Genomic DNA, 19242 nt, shown 5'->3' on the forward strand with positions numbered 1-19242 from the left:
CCTTCTGCCAATCACGACCCGCTGCCAGCCTCCTTAGCGACGACGCTGAACTCTTCAGGATCCTTCGTCGAGTCAATTCGCATGCCGTAGAAGGAACGGTAGACGAAGACGCAAGCGACGAGGATGAACACCGCGGCAAGGATGTAGGTCAGCAAACCGACACCAATCGACACTGCCAACTCCACAGCTAGCAGGCCGAAGAGAGTCGTAAACTTAATGACCGGGTTAAGGGCCACCGATGAGGTGTCCTTGAATGGGTCGCCAACGGTATCACCAACCACCGAAGCGTCATGCAGCTCAGTGCCTTTGGCATCCAGGTCCACCTCAACGATCTTCTTTGCGTTGTCCCAAGCGCCACCAGCGTTGGCCATGAAGATGGCTTGGTAAAGGCCGAAGATGGCAATCGAGATCAGGTACCCGATGAAGAAGTACGGATCGACGAAAGCGAACCCGAGGGCTGCGAAGAACACACCCAGGAAGATGTTAAGCATGCCCTTCTGGGCATACTCGGTGCAGATCTGGACGACCTTCTTGGAGTCTTTACTGGAGGCCTTGGTGGCGTTCTGATCGAGCTGCATATTGTTCTTGATGAACTCGACGGCCCGGTAAGCGCCGGTCGTGACAGCCTGCATCGAGGCTCCGGAGAACCAGTAGATGACGGCGCCGCCGGTGATGAGGCCGAGCAGGAATGGGGCGTGGGCCAGGCCTAACTTGTTGACCTCAGCAGCGTTCGATAGGCCCTCAGTGAGCATCATGATGATCGAGAAGATCATCGTGGTCGCGCCGACGACGGCAGTACCGATGAGCACCGGTTTGGCAGTGGCTTTGAAGGTGTTACCAGCGCCGTCCTGAGCTTCCAAGATGCGCTTGGCGATGTCCCACCTGGGGGCGAATCCATAGTGCTTCTCGAACTCGTCGGAGACGTTCGGGATATCTTCGATAGTCGACAGCTCGTAGACGCTCTGGGCGTTATCGGTCACCGGACCGTAAGAGTCGACAGCGATCGTCACCGCACCCATGCCGAGGAAGCCAAAGGCGACGAGACCGAAAGCGAAGACTGCCCATTTGACTTCGCTCATAGTTCCCATATCGCCCAGGCCCGAACCGGTGCCCGAGACGAGGAAGGATGCGCCCATGAGGGCGACGATGATGATGCCCAACCAGAATCCGGAGAAGTTACCGGCGACCAGGCCAGATAAGATGTCCAAGGAAGCGCCTCCCTCTCGGGCACTCGTCACGACCTCACGCACGTGACGAGAATTCGTTGAGGTGAAGGCCTTGACGAGCTCCGGAATGAGGGCACCGGCCAAGGTGCCACAGGAGATGATGATGGACAGCTTCCACCACATCGTTCCGTCTCCCATTGAACCGAGCATCCACCGGGTGGTCAGGACAGTTAGCAGGATCGACATCACCGAGGTAATCCACACCAGGGAACTCAGCGGCTTCTCGAAGTCCATCTCCGAGACCGTGCCGTAGCGGGCTTTCGCGACGGCGTTGTTGATGAGGTAAGACACGAAGGACGCGATGAGCATGACCACGCGGACGACGAAGATCCACACCAGCAATTGGACCTGCTCCGTCTGATCCGGAACGGCTCCCAGCACGAAGGTGATGAGGGCTACGCCAGTGACGCCGTAGGTCTCAAATCCATCAGCGGACGGGCCGACTGAGTCGCCGGCATTGTCACCGGTGCAGTCAGCGATGACACCCGGGTTACGGGCGTCATCTTCCTTGATGTGGAAGGCGATCTTCATAAGGTCGGCGCCGACGTCAGCGATCTTGGTGAAGATACCGCCAGCGATACGTAGACAGGCAGCGCCGAGGGACTCGCCGATGGCGAATCCGATGAAGCACGGGCCAGCGAGATCGCCGGGTAACACCAGCATGATGAAGAGCATGAGGGTCAACTCGACGCTGATGAGGACCATGCCGATGCTCATGCCAGAACGCATGGGAATGTCGAAGGTCGCCCATGGGGAACCGCGCAGTGACGCATGGGCGGTACGGGAGTTCGCGAAAGTGTTGACGCGAATGCCATACCAGGCGACTCCGAAAGATCCTGCCATCCCGACAAGGCTAAACAGCAAGATGATGAGCACCTTGGCGCCCATGTGTTCGAGGAGCAGGAAGTACACGACGATAATCGCAGCGATGAAAGCCCACAGCAGCATGAGGAACTTGGCCTGTTGCTTAAGGTAGGTCTTACAGGTTTCGTAGATGAGTTCGGAAACCTCATGCATCGCCTCGTGGACGGGTAACTTTTCCAGCTTGGAATACGTCACCAGACCGAATCCCAAACCGAACAGGCAGATCACCAGTCCGATCCACAGCAGGGCAGTCCCGGAGACGTTTCCGACGTGCTCATTGAGAGGAGGCAGCTTCAGATTGGCCTCACCGCCACCTCCTCCCTTGGTCTGCCTGCCGGAACTGCATCCAGCTAGGGCGAGGGTGGTAAGAAGTATGGGCAGTGCGCAGCCACGTAGGCGCTTCATGGGGAAACCCCCTTGTCAACCGTGTTCACGATGCTGTCTCTCTCCTGAGAGCTCTCGTGCACCTGCATCCGTGCAGGCCTTACTTCTAACCGTATGACGTGATGGTCCCCTTGTCAGCAGTCAGAGTCGCGATGTGCAGAATGTCACCGGGCGAAGCGGGTATCGCTCATAGGCACAGCGCGGCTCGGTATCTGCGGCTCACAGGAGGGATTTACGGTCGGCACTCGGGCCGGTGCCGTCGTACCCCGGATGACGAGCTCGGGTTGCACCAGACGCTCACCGAGGAAGGCGGTGTCGCCGCGAATTGACCCCATGAGGGATTGGATCGCCATCGTGGAAATAAGCTTGACGTCCTGACGAAGACTCGTTAATGGGGGATCGGTGTACCTCATGAGGGCCGAGTCATCGCACCCAATCACTGATACATCATCGGGAACCGATAATCCCTGCGCCCTTGCGGCGCGAATCGCTCCCAAGGCCATCAGGTCAGAGCCGCAGATGATGGCGTTGGCCCCTTGGCCGAGCAAATCAACGGCAGCACGAGCCCCGCCGTCAACAGAGAAGACCGTATTGCTGACGGTGACCCTGCCCCGTCCTTCGAGATGACGATCCACGGCAGCCCGCAAACCCTGTTCCTTACGTTGCACCGGAACGTATCGTCGCGGACCGACGGCTAGACCTAGGTGCTTGTGACCTAACCCAACCAAGTGCGCAACGGCCTGATCCATGGCAGATACATCGTCGTCACTGATCTGGGGAACCGCAATGCTGGGGGAGTAGCCGTTGACAAGAACCAACGGCAGTCCGACGTCAACCAGTTCGTGGTAGGTAGACATGTCTGCCGTGGTGTCGGCGTGAGACCCCGATATGACGATGATCCCGGCGACCTGACGCGACCGCAGGACCCGGATGTAGTCGTCCTCACGCATGCCACCGGGGGGCTTGGGTACACACCGCAGTGGCGTATCCCTCCCTAGAGAGCAAGGTCTCAATGGCTTGGGCGTGATTCGCGAAGACCGGATTAGTGAGTTCAGGAACGATGAGCCCCACCAGGCCGGTAGCGACGGGTTTGAGATGGGTGGGGCGTTGATACCCCAGTACGTCGAGGGCGGTGAGGACACACTGCCGGGTGGGGCTAGATACCCCAGGCTTGTCGTTGAGGACTCGCGAGACGGTCGCCTGGCTTACGCCCGCTTGATAGGCAATGTCAGCCAAAGTTGGTCCGCTCATATTTCCTCCCGGCAACGTGTCAGCATCATTTGACGGCTCCGCCGGTCAGACCGGAGACGATGTACTTCTGTAGCCATAGGAATAACACCATCGGGGGCAGGGCGGCGAGGACAGCGCCGGCCGCGAAGACACCCCAGTTAGAGCTGGTTTCGGTGGACACGTACTGGTACAAGCCGATGGCCAGGGTGGAGGTATGCGGGTCAGCGCCGAGGATCACTGAGGCCACGACATACTCAGTGAAGGAGCCGATAAAGCTCAGTAGTCCGACGACCGCCAGAATGGGGGCTACTAACGGCAGGATGAGGGTAAAGAAAATACGGGCGTGGCCGGCACCGTCTACTCGTGCTGCCTCGTCAAGGGATTGTGGCACGGTGTTGAAGAATCCGTACATGAGGTAGGTATTCGCTCCCAGAGCGCCGCCCAAATAGACCATGATGAGAGCCAATCTTGACCCGATGCCCAACACCGGGTAGACGTCACCGAGCCAGGTAAGCAGTAGGAAGATGGCGACAACCGTCAGCAGCTGCGGGAACATTTGCACCAGCATGAGGGTCAACAGCCCGCCACGGCGTCCTTTGAAGCGCATTCGAGAGAAGCTGTAGGCGGCAAGCGCTCCCAGGAAGAGGGTTAGCACTGCGGTGACAGCGGCGATGATGAGGGTGTTGAGGTACCACTGCCCATAAGGACGCACCGGGTCACTCACGAGTTTGGAGTAATTCGAGAAGTCGATCTGGGAGAACAGCTTGTTCGAACCAGTCAGGGTGCCACCCGGTGCGAGGGAGACCGAGAGGACATAGACCAGGGGGAAGGCCGCGAAGACTACGGCGATGATGCCAAGGAGGTGACGCCACCACTGTGACTTGAACTGCTTGGAAAACGGGGTGTTGCGGTTGGCATCTTTGATTGCAGAAGCCACTGTTGCGGTGCTCATCAGTTGACCTCCTCAAGGGTTTTGGTCTGGCGGAACCCGAGCCAGGAGATCACGCCAACAATGATGAAGATAATGACAGAGAAAGCGCTCGCCAGGCCATAGTCGCGTTGAGCTCCAGAGAAGGCAACCTTGTACACCATCGAGATAAGGATGTCGGTAGCGCCGACGTCGAGGCTGGTGTCGGTGAACCGGGGGCCACCGAGGGTCAGCATGTAGATGAGGACAAAGTTATTGAAGTTAAAGGCGAAAGAGCTGATGAGCAGCGGGGCCAGTGGCACCATGAGCAGTGGAAGCTTGATCTTGGTAAAGGTTCGCCAGGTGCTTGCGCCGTCGATCCGAGAGGCCTCCAGAATGTCGGACGGGATGGACTGCAGGGCGCCCGTCGAGATGATGAACATGTAGGGGAAGCCCAGCCACACGTTGACGATAAGAACGGCTGCCTTAGCAATCCAAGGATTAGTCAGCCATGGGATCGATACTCCGCCTAACAATACTTGGTTGATAAGGCCGAACTCTTGGTTGAACATGCCTGACCACACCAGGGCCGACAAGAAGCCCGGGAAGGCGTAGGGAAGCAGCATGAGTATCCGGTAAGTCTGCTGCCCCTTCATAGATGCGTCATTGAATAACAGGGCCAGGGCGAGACCGAGGGCGAAGGTGGTGAGTACCGACAGCACCGCGAAGGCGAACGTCCACGCTGTTACTCGCAGGAATGGCCTACGTACGTCATGGTCGGTGAGAGCTTTCTTGAAGTTAGAGAACCCGACGGTAACTTTCCAGTCTGGCTCTAGCGCTTTACCAGAAACTGAAACGAAATTGCCACGCCCATTTTCTCTGTAGACGGTGCCCTTTTTATCGGTCATCGTCCCGGCATTCTTGTCGTAGGTTATCGTCGAGATGAATTCGAAGGCTTGCGAGCCGGTGGTGGTGCGGATGAATCTGGCCGAAGAGTTCTTGGAGACGGGAACCTGCAACTGGGAGATCTCGTCACTGCGTTGGGACACCTCGGAGAAAGCGAGGACGCGGTAACCCGGAAGATTCTTGATCTTGCCTAAAGAGTTGAGTTCAGCTCCCTTGACCGGTTCTAGAGGCTGGTCGGGGGTGCCAGCTTGTACCTTTTTGGTGTCGGGGTCAATGACGATCAGGGCCAGCTTGCCGTCCTTTTCGGCGACGCTCGAGTTGTAGGCCGGAGCGTTGGGGACGCGTTCCTGGTGGTTGCGTTGGATGGCGGCGACGGCGTCGTCACGGCTGCCGTTGTGGCCGTCGCCATAATTCGTGGAACCCACATAGATCGTATAGGCCATCACGCCTACCGAGAAGAAAACCATGAAGATGATGCCCGGTGCCAGATACTTGGCGGGCAACATCCGGTTGGGTGGCACGTATATGACGGTGACGATGATGGCGACGGCAGCGATGACGATGGCCATCAGGGGTGAACTGTGAGCAATGGCGGTCATAACGCCGTAGACGGCGATGGCGTCGAGGATGCCGAGCAAGGCGATCTTGGTGATCCAGGCCCACAGCGACCCGGAGTACTTGCCGCTCGCTGCGGCGACACGTTTTTCTCGGGTCTTGCGGTTGATGGTTAACGATGACGACATGATGTGGGGATTCTCCGATTTCACGGGTCATAGGAAACGCCGTCATTGGCGTTGCGAGGGTGGGGCATACTATGCGGTATGCCCCACCAGATAGCTGCGATCAGCCCTTCTTGATCTTTTCGTCGATGGCCTTGACCATTGCGTCCCAGGTGGCCTTCGGGCTAGAGGCCTTGCCGCTGATAATCTCGGCCTGAGCAACGCCCCAGTCGGCCCACACTGAGCCCATGGCCGGGATGTTTGGCATCGGGACGGCCTTTTGGCCGACGGCACCGAATGCGGCGACGTCTTTATCAGTTTTGGCTTCCTCAAAAGCCTGCTTGTTGGCCGGCGGACGGTGTCCAACTTTGAACAGTTCGGCTTGGACGTCGGGGTTTCCTATGTACTCGACGAGGAACTTTTGAGTGGCAACGGCGTTTTTAGTCTTGGCGCTCATCCAGAACCCCTGGACGCCGACGAACGGTGTGGCGGGCCGATCACCTGCTGAGGGGACCTCGCTGATCTCATACTTGATGCCGGCCTTTGTGAAACTGTCGAGGCTCCAGGGGCCGGTGAGGATAAATGCTGTCTGGCCCTTAGCGAACAGATCCTTCGATATGTCTTGAGACACGTTTAGGTTGAAGTTCTTGGTCTTGCCTTGATCGGCTAGCCAGGAGGCAAACTTCTCGCCGTTGGTACCTCCCATGGCGACCTTGCTGGAATCGAATCCTTTGTCCTTGAGCTCAAAGACTGGGGCCCCGAAGGAGGCCTGGAATGGGTACAGGTGGTACGGATCTGACTGCTTGGGATCCAAACCGACGAGGAAGGGGTACTTGGCCCCGGACTTCTTGCCCATCTCGATCATGTCGTCGAAGGTCTTTGGGGCGTCCTTGACGAATTTGGTGTTGCGAACTAGGGCGATGTTCTCGGTGGCGTAGGGGATGCCGTAGATCTTGCCGTTGACGGTAAACGCCTGGATGGCGACGTCCTGATAGGCGGAGGTTTCACCGAGCTCCAAGGGGGCGACAACGCCATTTTGGACCATGCGCCCGGTGGCGTCGTGGGCGGCGATGGCGGCGTCGGGGCCCTTGCTGGTGGGCACCTGGGTGATGAAGTCGTCGGGAATCTTGGCGAAGTCCTTGACGGCTAGTTTGACGGTGACGCCGGTGTCGGATTTGAACTGCTCGGCAACTTTGCGCAAGACGGGCTCACGGTTGGAGTCGGTCCACACCAAGATTGAGCCGGTGGCTCCAGCTGCGGAGGAGCTCTTACCTGATGACGAGGACGCGGATGTGGAGGGGGAGTCGTTGCTACCACATGCGGACAGGACGCCGATGGCAGCAACATTGAGGCTTCCAAGGAGCATTGAGCGACGGGTCATGTCGGACATGGGGTCACACCTTTCGAGGCAGCTCGACCCTCATCGTCGAGCGAGCGTTCTTGCATCAGGAGGACATTTCGTTGTCACTGCCTTGCAAGCTGACGCGATTCTTGCAAAATCTTTCATGGGTGTCCAGAGTGTTTGATGTGAGTTTTCTCTCAACGTGTGTATGCATGTGAGATGCGGTTGGGGGCTGTCGTTCCTGCTCTGTATGTCGGTGCGATGACAGCAGTAATTGTTGGGTTTTCGAAGAGTAGAGAGCTCACAGCTTCGTCTTAGGGCTGACTTACTTGCACCAGTCCTCTTTTAGGCAACAATGGAGTTGTGAAAAATTCGACCGACACCGAGGTGGCCGTCGCAGGTCGCGACATCGTCGGCGAGCACAAGCAGGAGACTGTGGACAGCCCCACGAGAGATCGTGTGATGTCGTCCATCCTGCACAATGGCCCGTCGACGGCCAGCGAACTGGCCGATCGTCTTGGTCTGACAGCGGCGGCGGTACGTCGCCATCTCAGCGCTCTTGTGAGTCAGGGCCTTGTCGATTCCCGTGAGAAGAAGGTCTTTGGAGCTCGCGGAAGGGGCCGACCTTCCCGCGTCTTCTTCCTGACCGATCACGGGCGTGCCGACTATTACACTGCCTACGACGACCTGGCGATATCGGCCCTTCGACAACTTGCCGATGCAGCGGGCCCCTCTGCTCTTGACGCGGTGGCTAAGGCTCGAGTCGATGACATCGAGTCGCGTTACCGAGCGCTGCGTCAGGCGCGCCCCGACGAAGTCCCGGCTCAGCTGCTGGCTGAGGTACTGTCGGCCGACGGCTATGTGGCCACCATCCAACCAGCTGGTGCGGGGCAACAGATCTGCCAACATAATTGCCCCGTAGCGGAGGTGGCTAAGGTCTTCCCGCAGCTGTGCAATGTCGAGACTCAGCTGTTTTCGGAACTCCTTGGGTCTCACGTTCAGCGGTTGGCGACGATCGCGCACGGTGACGGGGTATGCACCACCCACGTTCCCGTCGATGTTGAGATTACTCGTCGGGCACTAGCCGAGCCGTCCAAGAGTCTATCCATCCGAAAGGACCATTCATGACCCAGGTTGACACTCCCGCAAGCCTCCCGGGCGCCGGCGCCAGTCAAGACGAACACCTGGCTGCCCTGAGTGGCTACAAATATGGCTGGCACGACTCTGACGCTTACGCCGCGGCTTCCCGGCACGGACTGTCCGAGGATGTCGTGCGTGGCATATCGGCTATGAAACATGAGCCACAGTGGATGCTCGATATGCGTCTCAAGGCTCTCAAGCTTTTCCAGCGCAAGCCGATGCCGACCTGGGGTGTCGACATCAGCACGATTGACTTTGACCAGATCAAGTACTTCGTGCGTGCTCAGGAGCGTCAGGCAGCGTCCTGGGAGGACCTTCCCGCCGATATTAAGAACACCTACGACCGTCTGGGTATCCCGGAGGCTGAGAAGGATCGTCTGGTTGCCGGCGTTGCCGCCCAGTACGAGTCTGAGGTGGTGTACCACAAGATTAACGAGGAGCTCGGCAAGCAGGGTGTCGTCTTCCTCGACACTGACACTGCGCTCAAGGAGGAGCCTGAGCTCTTCCGCGAGCATTTTGCCAGCGCTGTCCCGCTCGGTGACAACAAGTTCTCCGCCCTCAACTCTGCGGTGTGGTCGGGTGGCACCTTCATCTACGTGCCGAAGGGTGTCCACTGCACCATCCCGCTGCAGGCCTACTTCCGTATGAATACCGAGAATCTCGGACAGTTCGAGCGGACCCTGATTATCGTCGACGAGGGCGCGTACGTTCACTACGTCGAGGGCTGCACTGCCCCGATCTACAAGTCGGATTCCCTGCACGCCGCGGTCGTCGAGATCATCGTTAAAAAGAACGCTCGTTGCCGTTATACGACCATCCAGAACTGGTCGAACAACGTGTACAACCTCGTCACCCAGCGCGCTTACGTCGAAGAGGGCGGCACGATGGAGTGGATCGACGGCAATATCGGTTCCAAAGCCAATATGAAATATCCGGCCTGCTACCTCATGGGCCCCCACGCCAAGGGTGAGGCGCTGTCGGTCGCTTTTGCTGCTGAAGGTCAGCACCAAGACACCGGCGCCAAAATGGTCCATAAGGCCCCCTACACCTCGTCGACGATCGTCTCCAAGTCGATCTCCCAAGGTGGGGGACGCTCCGCATACCGCGGCCTGGTCTCCGTCGGTAAGGACGCCCATCACTCGTCTTCAGCTGTGCGCTGTGACGCTCTGCTCGTTGACGACATCTCGCGATCGGACACCTACCCCTACAACGACATCCGTACTGACGAGGTGTCGATGGCCCACGAGGCTACTGTCTCCAAGGTGAGCGAGGACCAGCTGTTCTACCTCATGCAGCGTGGTCTGACTGAGGAAGAAGCGATGGCCATGATCGTGCGCGGATTTATCGAGCCTATCGCCAAGGAGTTGCCGATGGAGTACGCCCTGGAGCTCAACCGACTCATCGAACTGCAGATGGAGGGTGCGGTCGGCTGATCCGACCCCGGCCCCAACGAACCCCACTTTTTCGAGAAAGAGAGACACCGCGTTGAGCGCACCAGTTGCCGCGCCCGGCAAGGGCCACAACGTCACTATCGAAAACGACGTCGAATCCCATCTGCACCCCACCCCATCATGGGAGATCGCTGACCACCCCATGCCCACCGGGCGCGAGGAGATTTGGCGGTTCACCCCGATTAAGACCTTCACACCGGTTCTGTCCGAGGTCGCCCTCGAGCCACGTCAGGAGGCCAGCGTCATCGACGTCGACGTCAAGGGGGCTGACGGCATCACCGTCACCGACCTGGCCACGAGTGAGCTGAAGGACATGGCCGAGACCCCGCAGGATCGTCTGTCGGCCTTGGCTGCGGCTGACCCGCACGCCGTCAATCGCCGCGTCGTCATCCCAGCCGAGACCTCCCTCAAGGCTCCGGTCGAGGTCACTGTTGCCGGTCACAACGATGACATCGCCTGCCACCACAACGTGGTCGTCGAGATTGGTAATCATGCCGAAGTTACTGTCATTGTGCGCCACCGTGGCGTGGCTAACCTTGGTGAGAACTGGACGTTCCGTATTGGTGATGGTGCACAGGCTACGGTGCTTTTCGTCCAGGAGTGGGATGATGCTGCTATCCACGGGGCTCAGGTCTCTTTTGAGATTGGCCGCGACGCCACCGTCCGCACCGCCCAGGCCAGCTTCGGCGGCAAAGCCGTGCGCATCTGTCAGACGGCCTCCTACAACGGCCCCGGCGGAAATCTGACTCAGCTCGGCGCCTACTTCGCCGATGCCGGTCAGCACATCGAGCACCGTTTGTTTGTCGATCACAACGCCCCTAGCACCGAGTCTCACGTGGACTTCCGCGGCTGTTTACAGGGCAAGGATGCGCACTCAGTGTGGATCGGTGACGTGCTGATCCGCCCGGTGGCAGAGGACATTGACACCTACGAGTCAAATAAGAATCTCGTCCTCACCGAGGGCTGTCGTGCCGACGCGGTACCAAACTTGGAGATCCAGACCGGCAATATTCGCGGCGCCGGACACTCGGCCTCCACTGGCCGTTTCGACGCCGAGCAGCTGTTCTACCTGCAATCGCGGGGTGTCGAGGAGGCTGAGGCCCGCCGCCTTGTCGTGCACGGTTTTTTCACCGACATCGTCCGTAAGATCGGCGTGCCCGAGATCTCTGAAGAGCTTGTGGCCCGCATTGAGGCCGAACTTGTCGAGAGCCTCGGATCCTCCCCCTCGGTGGAGGAGGGCTGATGTCCGTCGCCACTACCCTTTCGGCCCTGAAAGAGAACTCCCCGCAGGAGTTCGAGGTCGACGGCATCGACGTCGTTCTGGTGCGCACCGACGGCGAGGTCTTTGCCGTTGGAGCTACTTGTACTCACGCCGAGGTGCCAATGGTCGATGGAGAGGTCGTCGATTGCGGCTTGGAGTGTTACATGCACGGCTCCTTCTTCGACCTGCGTACAGGGGAGCCACGTAGCCTCCCCGCCACCGAACCACTTCCCGTTTACCCCGTGACTATCGACGGCGACAACGTTCTCGTCGACGTCGCCAATCCCATCATCAAGGAGTCCTGAACCACCATGGCAACCCTGCAGATCAATGACCTTCACGTCGACGTTGAGACCGAGGCCGGTCCCAAGCAGATCCTCAAGGGAGTCGACCTGACTATCAATTCCGGAGAAGTCCACGCCATCATGGGGCCGAACGGTTCGGGCAAGTCGACCCTGGCATATACCCTGGCCGGGCATCCCAAGTACACGGTCACCGGTGGTTCCGTGACCCTCGACGGTGAGGACCTGCTGGCCATGACCGTTGACGAGCGTGCTCGTACCGGCCTGTTTCTGTCGATGCAGTACCCAGTCGAGGTTCCTGGTGTCTCCGTCGCCAACTTTCTACGCACTGCCCGCACCGCTATTGAAGGCCGGGCCCCGAAGCTGCGCACCTGGGTCAAGGAGGTCAACGAGGCCCTGACCCGTCAGGAGCTTGATCCGGACTTCGCTGAGCGTTCCGTCAATGAGGGATTCTCTGGTGGCGAGAAGAAACGCTCCGAGATGGCTCAGTTGGAATTGCTGCACCCGAGGTTCGCCATCCTTGACGAGACCGACTCCGGTCTGGACATCGACGCTCTCAAAGTCGTCGCCAACACGGTTAACCGTTACATGACTGATCCGGAGCACGGTCTGATGCTCATCACCCACTACACCCGCATCCTGCGTTACGTAAAACCCACTCAGGTTCACGTCTACGTCGACGGTCGGGTTGCCGCTACTGGCGGTCCGGAGCTGGGCGAAGAGCTCGAGGCTGAAGGCTACGAGAAGTACCTGTCCGCTGCCAAGGCCAACGCCTAATTATGAGCTACGACGTCGAGAAGATCAGGAAAGACTTTCCCATCCTGTCCACCAGGGTGGGGGATTACCCGTTGACGTACCTCGACTCGGCTAACACTTCCCAAAAACCCCAGGTTGTCATTGACGCTCTGAGCGAGCACTACGCGCGTCACAACGCCAACGTTGCACGGGCCATGCACCAGCTCGGGTTGGAGTCCACCCAGGCTTATGAGGGTGGGCGGGAACGCCTCGCGCGTTTTATCGGGGCGGCGCGCCCTGAGGAAGTGGTGGCTCTGTCGAACGCGTCTGAAGCCCTTAATTTGTGCGCGTACACCCTGGGTGAGCGTCTCGGACCTGATGACGAGGCCGTCATTTCGGTGATGGAGCACCACTCCAACTTGGTTCCGTGGCAGATCGTTTGTCAGCGCACCGGTGCCACCCTGAGGTGGTTCGACATCACTGATGACGGCCGCCTCGACCTCGAGAAGGCTGAGGCGGAGGGGCTCATTAATGAGCGCACCAAGGTCGTCTCGTTGACGTTGGCCTCGAACGTGCTGGGGACGATCAATCCCATCGGGAAGATTGCCGAGCAGGCCCACTCCGTCGGTGCCGTCATGGTCGTCGACGCGTCTCAGGCCGTGCCTCAGATACCTGTCGATATGACGACCTTGGGCGCTGATTTGGTGGCCTTCACCGGTCACAAGATGTGCGGTCCGACGGGTATCGGCATTCTCTGGGGACGCTATGACCTCCTCGCTGAGCTACCGCCCTTCCTCGGAGGCGGCGAGATGATCGAGGTCGTGCGCATGGAGGGATCGACCTACGCCGAGCCTCCACATCGTTTTGAGGCAGGCACCCCGCCGATCGCACAGCTGGCTGCCCTCGGGGTGGCCGCCGACTACCTAGATGGCATCGGGATGCAGGCCATCGCCGAGCACGAACATGAGCTGGCTGCTCGGATGCTCGAAGAGCTCCAGACCGTCAAGGGAGTGCACATCCTCGGACCAAGCGACGCCACCGCTCGTACCGGAACGGTGTCTTTCACCATCGAGGGGGTGCATCCACATGACGCGATGAGCATCATGGATGGTCATGGCGTTGCGGTGCGAGGCGGTCACCACTGCGCCAGGCCGTTGCATGAGAGATTGGGAATACAGTCCTCCCTCCGTGCGTCGTCATACTTGTACTCCACTACCGACGAGGTGAACCGCCTCGTCGAATCTGTCGAGTACGCTCGGAACTTCTTCGCCGGAGGTGTGGCATGAACGTCGAAGAGATGTACCAGCAGATCATCCTGGACCACTACCGGGAGAAGCATCACAGCGGTCTGCGCGAGAACTATGACGCCGAGGTAACGCAGGTCAACCCGTCTTGTGGGGATGAGTTGCTGCTGCGGGTGCATGTAGATGGGGACGTCATTACTGACGTGTCTTATGATGCTGTGGGCTGTTCGATTTCGCAGGCATCGACGTCTGTTATGACGGATCTTGTTATTGGTAAGACTATTGGTGAGGCTCAGGACCTTTATCGGGGCTTTCAGGACATGATGCGCTCGCGTGGCACCGTCGAGCTTGACGAGGATATCTACGAGGATGCCGTGGCTTTCGAGGGAGTTGCCAAGCTCATGGCCCGGGTGAAGTGCGCGATGCTGGGCTGGTCGGCTTTGGAAGATAGTTTGCTTAAGGTGACTGAGGGTTCTGCGGAGAAGGTTGGTGCTGGTATGAGCGAGATGAAGGAAGAGGGTTGATGAGCGAAGAGAATGCGTTGCCTGCTCAAGAGGTGGCATTGACGGCTATGCCGACTGTTGATGATGTCATTGAGGCGTTGAAGGACGTTATTGATCCCGAGCTTATGGTTAATGTTGTTGATCTTGGTCTCGTGTACGGAGTCAATATCGATGATGAGGGTAGTGTCACTATCGATATGACGTTGACGAGCCCTACCTGTCCGTTGACTGATCGTCTGGAATACGACACCCAGACCGCGTTGGAGGGGATTGTGAAGTCCGTGACGATCAATTGGGTATGGTTGCCGCCGTGGGGTCTGGAGCGCATCACCGACGATGGTCGGGCGCAGCTTCAGGCGATTGGTTTCAATGTGTGAACCGACGAATAGTCCGGGTGGTCAGGAAGATCACCCCGGCTCTGATTGCCTCCAACAGATACAGTTTGGATTGGTTAGATTTTGGCTGTGACCTCGTAGGCGTCCCAGATCGCGTACATGATGTTGGCCGGCTTGCGAGCGTCACCGATGACGTTGAACGGTAGCCCAGTCGCCTCGACGGCACTACGAAGATCCTGCTCGGGTAGGTATCCGATAGCGGTGACCACGGATTCGGCTGGTATTTCTTGCTCGTGACCGTTGACTTCGGTCATCAACCCCTTTGGCGTGGTGTGCAGAGCCTTGGCATCTGCCATCACCGTGATGCCGCGGAATGGCACTAAGCGACGCAGCATATCCTCGTTGGCAACACACAGCGGGGCACTACGGGTGAGGATATCGGGTTCGGCTTCGACGATTGTCACCTCGGCATCGGCCTCCCTCATCGCGAGGGCCAGCTCGCAGCCCGTCAATCTGCCACCGATGATGACAATTTTCCTACCCAAGGCGTCGCGGTTGAGTAGGGCGTCGGTGGCGTCGATGACCTTGGCATCATCACCCAGGTTGAGTCGACGCGGCGTCGATCCGGTCGCCAAAATGATGTGATCGGCCCCGAAAGAGGCGATAAAGTCAGCCGTCGCGGGAGTGTTGAGCCGAATCTCCACGCCCAGTTCCTCCAAGGTGGTGCGGTACCACTTGAGTAGAGCTAGATCGTCCTCCTTGAAGGAGGGTTGACCACCTGCGAGGACGACTCCGCCAATGTGGTCGCTAGCCTCGACGATGACGGCCTCGTGTCCGCGCTCACTGAGAACTCGCGCGGCCTCCATGCCGGCCAGCCCAGCTCCGATGACGAGCACCCGCTTGGCATGGTGCGGTAGCACCGGGTGCAGGTGGGTGTTGGCCTCGCGTCCGGCTTCGGGGTTCACCGAGCAGTTGAGGACGGTGTACGTGCCGATACGACCAAGGCAGCCCTCCTGACAAGAGATGCAGGGACGCACCCGCTCTGGGTGGTCGGTCTGCAATTTGACGACGATATCCGGGTCCGCCAGCGTCGGACGGGCGAGAGACACCATGTCGACGATCCCGTCGGAGACAGCATTAGCGGCAAGATCGGGATCGTCCATCCTGCCTGCGACGATGAGCGGAATGCTCGGCAGGGCTTCCTTGAGTTCGCAGACATAGGGCAGGTACAACCCCCTTGGTCTGGTACATCGGTGGATGATTCCAGAACCAGGCGTCATAGCATCCAACATCAATATCAAGCGCCTCGTAGCCGTAAGAGTGCAGCAGGCGGGCCGCCTCAATGCCGTCGGGCATGTCGCGGCCGACCTCCTCAAAGTCTTCGTCGGGGAGCGCGCCGACGTTCCAATCCTTCGTCATAGACTTGGGCGAGAACCTGATCTGTACTGGGAAGTCGTCCCCGACTGTCTCGTGGATGGCTTCGACGATCTCGCGCGGGAATCTCAGCCGGTTTTCGAGGGAACCGCCATACTCGTCGGTGCGATGGTTGAACTTCTCGGTGGCGAATTGGTCTAAAAGGTAGCCCTCGTGACACGCATGCACTTGGATCCCGTCAAACCCGGCCTCATAGGCCACTTTTGCAGCGATGCGGAACTGGGCGACGATCTGGTGGATTTCGTCGGTGGTGATCTCGCGACAAGTGATGTCTGGATTCCACTTATAGGGAATTTCTGACGATGCTGCTGGACGTTCTCCCCGACGCAGTACGACCGGCATAATGACGCGGCCGACCCCGGCGCCAACTTGCAGGACAATGCGGGAATCATGGGCATGGACGCGCTCCGTCATTTCCCGCGATGTTCGCAGGAAAGACGCCGCAGACAGAGTTGGGTTCGGCAAGGTGCCGCTCGGCAGGTGTTCAATGGGGTTCGTCACCTGGCAGACACCGGTGATGATGAGACCAATACCGCCAGCAGCGCGCCGGACGTAATAGTCAATTCCTCGTTGGTTCCAACCGCGCTGTCATCACACACCAACGTATCCACGTCCCAGAGCCAAGTCCCAACCTGCTTGGGGAACCAATAGAACCGAGGTCAATACCTGCGTCGTCTAAATGTCTTTTTCTAGACGGCCAGCCAGAAAAAGATACCGGCGGTGATGAAAACAGCCGGGATGACGATGGCAAGCACGTGCCACCAGCGCTTCTCCAGCCAGATCTGCGTCAAGACCCCGATGATGAGTCCGAGAATGGCCAGAGCGACCACCGAACACCAGTACATAACGGGTTCACCACGCTGACAGACTCCCGCAGCTTGATCGCACAACGACCACCACGCAAGATAGCCGAAAATGCCTAGTCCGAGGACAGCGACGATGACGCCACAAATGACGAGGATGAGGTACCTGCGCCATGAACGGGCGACGTCCGCCAGATCGGTGTCGTCCTCTGGTGCTGCTCGGCGTGGCGTACTCATGTCAGACATTCTGTCAAGATATGGGGCATGATGTCTTGTCCGACGCGGGGAAATGGTGCCGACGCTAGTGGTGCAAGCCTTCACCAGGGTGATGTAGACCTTCATTACGCGCACACCATCGACATGGATGTGACCACTCTCTACGCGTGTTTATGGTTGCGCAGCGCCGTGTTCAATGGGGAGCAACAGTGCACTGAGCCGGACCTAGACGGCCGCGAACTCGAACCCACGACGATCATAGTGTGGGCGTCGGTCGATGGTCGCCCGGTTGGTACGCTACGCATTCTTGATAACAAAGACCACCTCGTCATCGGACGAGTGGCCGTCGATGCTGCTTATCGAGGTCTGCACATAGGCCGCCGGATGGTGAACCTCGCCCTTGAGATTGCTCATGCCGATGGCCGAGACGTTAGCCTGCACGCTCAGTCGTATGTGGAGAACTGGTACCGCGATTGTGGATTTGTCGTCATCGGCCCGCACTTTGAGGAGGCTGGGATCGATCACGTCCCGATGGTTCTGCGTCGCTAAGGCTGCTTGAACCGGTGGCCATTTGTCCCTGGCCGCTGCAACGGGGGAAGATGGCCCGGTGCTGCAGGTCAAGGATGTGGAGGTGCGAGTCGGAGCTAGGCTCCTGCTCAACCCGGTGAGTTTCCAGGTAGCTACTGGAGACAAGATCGGTCTAGTGGGTCGCAATGGCGCCGGCAAGACCACCCTGACGCGTGTCTTGGCCGGTGAAACCCTTCCCGCAGCAGGTTCAGTACGTCGCACCGGCGAGCTTGGCTACCTGCCACAGGATCCCCGCGACCCAGACATGGAAATGATCGCGAGGGCAAGGATCCTGTCAGCGCGTGGCCTGGACCACATACTGGAACGGATGCGCACCCTGGAGTATCAGATGGCGAACGGTTCCGAGGACGACCGTGCCGTTGCGATGGACAAATACGCGAAGGCTGAAGACCGTCTCGTCGCGGCCGGTGGCTATGGCGCCTCTGCAGAGGCAGCCCGAATCGCGTCGAACTTGGGGCTTGACGACCGCGTCCTTTCCCAGCCGTTGAAAAACCTCTCGGGTGGTCAGCGTCGTCGCGTCGAGCTGGCGCGCATCCTCTTTTCCGGAGCGGACACCCTGCTCCTTGACGAGCCTACTAACCACCTGGATGCTGATTCCATTGTGTGGCTGCGCGGCTTCTTACAGTCCTACTCGGGTGGGGTCCTTATGATCTCCCACGACACTGAGCTGGTGGAGGCCACCGTCAACAAGGTCTTCCACCTCGACGCCAATCGGGCCACTCTCGACATTTACTCGATGGGTTGGAAGCTCTATCTCGAGCAGCGAGCCGCTGACGAGAAGCGCCGTCACAAGGAGAGAATCAACGCCGAGCGTAAAGCTGCTGCTCTTCGGGCCCAGGCCGACAAGCTACACGCGAAGGCGACTAAGGCCGTCGCGGCACAGCAGATGGCTCGGCGCGCGGAGAAGTTGCTCGCGGGGGTCGAGGTGGAGAGGGCCGTCGACAAGGTGGCCGCCATCCGCTTCCCCGATCCGGCCCCGTGCGGCAAGACCCCGCTCACAGCACGGAACCTCACCAAGACCTACGGCTCCTTGGAGGTGTTTACCGGGGTAGACCTCAATATTGACCGTGGATCCCAGGTCGTCGTCCTCGGGCTTAATGGTGCTGGCAAGACGACTCTGCTGCGGATCTTGGCAGGTAAGGAGTCCCCTGATACTGGAGAGGTGATCGCTGGGCACGGGCTCAAGCTCGGATACTTTGCCCAGGAGCACGATCTACTCGAGATGGACCGCACTGTGCTGGAGAACATGGCCAGTTCCGCGACCGACCTCAATGAGACCGAGATGCGCAAAGTACTCGGGTCCTTCCTGTTCACCGGCGACGATGTGCATAAACCGGCCCGGGTGCTTTCGGGCGGCGAGAAGACACGTCTGGCCTTAGCGACTCTGGTCGTCTCTTCAGCCAATGTGCTGCTCCTCGATGAGCCAACGAATAACCTCGATCCGGCTAGTCGAGCACAGGTTCTCGACGCCATCAGAAACTTCGGTGGCGCTATTGTCCTCGTCACCCACGACGAGGGGGCGGTCCATGCGCTGGATCCTGATCGCGTGCTGGTCCTGCCCGATGGCACCGAAGATATGTGGAGTGCTGATTACGCCGAGCTGATCAGTCTGGCCTGATATCACGGTCTGCGCGGCCTCGCCATGTCGTAGC

The 19242-nt window shown here is 59.0% G+C and carries 16 protein-coding genes and 2 pseudogenes; 11 read left to right on the forward strand and 7 right to left on the reverse strand.

Annotation, left to right across the window (positions count from 1 at the left end; all coding sequences use genetic code 11):
* Positions 1-11: 11 nt before the first annotated feature.
* From LRP59_RS10540 to LRP59_RS10560, 5 genes and pseudogenes are all read right to left on the reverse strand, one after another.
* Positions 12-2495: a sodium-translocating pyrophosphatase gene (locus LRP59_RS10540; RefSeq protein WP_002514371.1), complete on the reverse strand. Its 2484-nt coding sequence runs from the start codon at positions 2493-2495 to the stop codon at positions 12-14.
* Positions 2496-2661: 166 nt separating this feature from the next.
* Positions 2662-3725 (reverse strand): annotated as a pseudogene (locus LRP59_RS10545) (LacI family DNA-binding transcriptional regulator).
* A 25-nt stretch (positions 3726-3750) separates the two neighbouring features.
* Complete coding sequence (locus LRP59_RS10550; protein WP_002514368.1) at positions 3751-4656, reverse strand: sugar ABC transporter permease; 906 nt, start codon at positions 4654-4656, stop codon at positions 3751-3753.
* Positions 4656-6260, reverse strand: coding sequence for an ABC transporter permease subunit (locus LRP59_RS10555; protein ID WP_002514367.1), 1605 nt, complete (start codon positions 6258-6260; stop codon positions 4656-4658). Before LRP59_RS10555 ends, LRP59_RS10550 begins: the two co-directional genes overlap by 1 nt.
* 100 nt (positions 6261-6360) lie before the next feature.
* Entirely contained in the window at positions 6361-7467 is a 1107-nt protein-coding gene (locus LRP59_RS10560; RefSeq protein WP_002521387.1) for an extracellular solute-binding protein, read from the reverse strand.
* Here LRP59_RS10560 and LRP59_RS10565 point away from each other — a divergent pair.
* The 9 genes from LRP59_RS10565 (at position 7451) to LRP59_RS10605 (ending at position 14591) form a co-directional block, all read left to right on the forward strand.
* Positions 7451-7762: a hypothetical protein gene (locus tag LRP59_RS10565; RefSeq protein ID WP_002531083.1), complete on the forward strand. Its 312-nt coding sequence runs from the start codon at positions 7451-7453 to the stop codon at positions 7760-7762. The genes LRP59_RS10560 and LRP59_RS10565 overlap by 17 nt on opposite strands.
* 179 nt (positions 7763-7941) lie before the next feature.
* Positions 7942-8706 (forward strand): metalloregulator ArsR/SmtB family transcription factor, encoded by a 765-nt coding sequence (locus tag LRP59_RS10570; RefSeq protein ID WP_002514365.1) that lies wholly within the window; start codon positions 7942-7944, stop codon positions 8704-8706.
* On the forward strand, positions 8703-10151 hold the full coding sequence (gene sufB, locus LRP59_RS10575; RefSeq protein WP_148378660.1) for a Fe-S cluster assembly protein SufB: 1449 nt from the start codon (positions 8703-8705) through the stop codon (positions 10149-10151). Before LRP59_RS10570 ends, sufB begins: the two co-directional genes overlap by 4 nt.
* Positions 10152-10311: 160 nt before the next feature.
* Positions 10312-11412: a Fe-S cluster assembly protein SufD gene (gene sufD, locus LRP59_RS10580; protein ID WP_002531084.1), complete on the forward strand. Its 1101-nt coding sequence runs from the start codon at positions 10312-10314 to the stop codon at positions 11410-11412.
* On the forward strand, positions 11412-11735 hold the full coding sequence (locus LRP59_RS10585; RefSeq protein WP_002514362.1) for a non-heme iron oxygenase ferredoxin subunit: 324 nt from the start codon (positions 11412-11414) through the stop codon (positions 11733-11735). Before sufD ends, LRP59_RS10585 begins: the two co-directional genes overlap by 1 nt.
* 6 nt (positions 11736-11741) lie before the next feature.
* Positions 11742-12509 (forward strand): Fe-S cluster assembly ATPase SufC, encoded by a 768-nt coding sequence (sufC, locus tag LRP59_RS10590; protein ID WP_002514361.1) that lies wholly within the window; start codon positions 11742-11744, stop codon positions 12507-12509.
* Positions 12510-12511: 2 nt separating this feature from the next.
* Positions 12512-13753: an aminotransferase class V-fold PLP-dependent enzyme gene (locus tag LRP59_RS10595; protein ID WP_002514360.1), complete on the forward strand. Its 1242-nt coding sequence runs from the start codon at positions 12512-12514 to the stop codon at positions 13751-13753.
* Complete coding sequence (sufU, locus tag LRP59_RS10600) at positions 13750-14235, forward strand: Fe-S cluster assembly sulfur transfer protein SufU (protein ID WP_002514359.1); 486 nt, start codon at positions 13750-13752, stop codon at positions 14233-14235. Before LRP59_RS10595 ends, sufU begins: the two co-directional genes overlap by 4 nt.
* Positions 14235-14591: a metal-sulfur cluster assembly factor gene (locus LRP59_RS10605; protein WP_002514358.1), complete on the forward strand. Its 357-nt coding sequence runs from the start codon at positions 14235-14237 to the stop codon at positions 14589-14591. Before sufU ends, LRP59_RS10605 begins: the two co-directional genes overlap by 1 nt.
* 74 nt (positions 14592-14665) lie before the next feature.
* On the opposite strand, the pseudogene LRP59_RS10610 reads toward LRP59_RS10605, so the two are convergent.
* Both LRP59_RS10610 and LRP59_RS10615 read right to left on the reverse strand, forming a co-directional pair.
* Positions 14666-16565, reverse strand: a pseudogene (locus LRP59_RS10610) (FAD-dependent oxidoreductase); the annotation flags it as partial.
* Between the two features lie 107 nt (positions 16566-16672).
* A complete protein-coding gene (locus LRP59_RS10615; protein ID WP_002521379.1) occupies positions 16673-17032 on the reverse strand; it encodes a hypothetical protein in 360 nt (119 codons plus the stop codon).
* Positions 17033-17050: 18 nt separating this feature from the next.
* On the opposite strand from LRP59_RS10615, the gene LRP59_RS10620 reads away from it, so the two are divergent.
* Positions 17051-17551 carry a GNAT family N-acetyltransferase gene (locus LRP59_RS10620; protein ID WP_002514354.1) on the forward strand — a complete coding sequence of 167 codons (501 nt, stop codon included), beginning with the start codon at positions 17051-17053 and terminating at the stop codon, positions 17549-17551.
* Positions 17552-17609: 58 nt separating this feature from the next.
* Positions 17610-19208: an ABC-F family ATP-binding cassette domain-containing protein gene (locus LRP59_RS10625; protein WP_002514353.1), complete on the forward strand. Its 1599-nt coding sequence runs from the start codon at positions 17610-17612 to the stop codon at positions 19206-19208.
* The last annotated feature ends 34 nt before the right edge of the window (positions 19209-19242 follow it).

Source organism: Cutibacterium sp. 37298 (assembly GCF_023838685.1).
Lineage (GTDB): Bacteria > Actinomycetota > Actinomycetes > Propionibacteriales > Propionibacteriaceae > Cutibacterium > Cutibacterium acnes.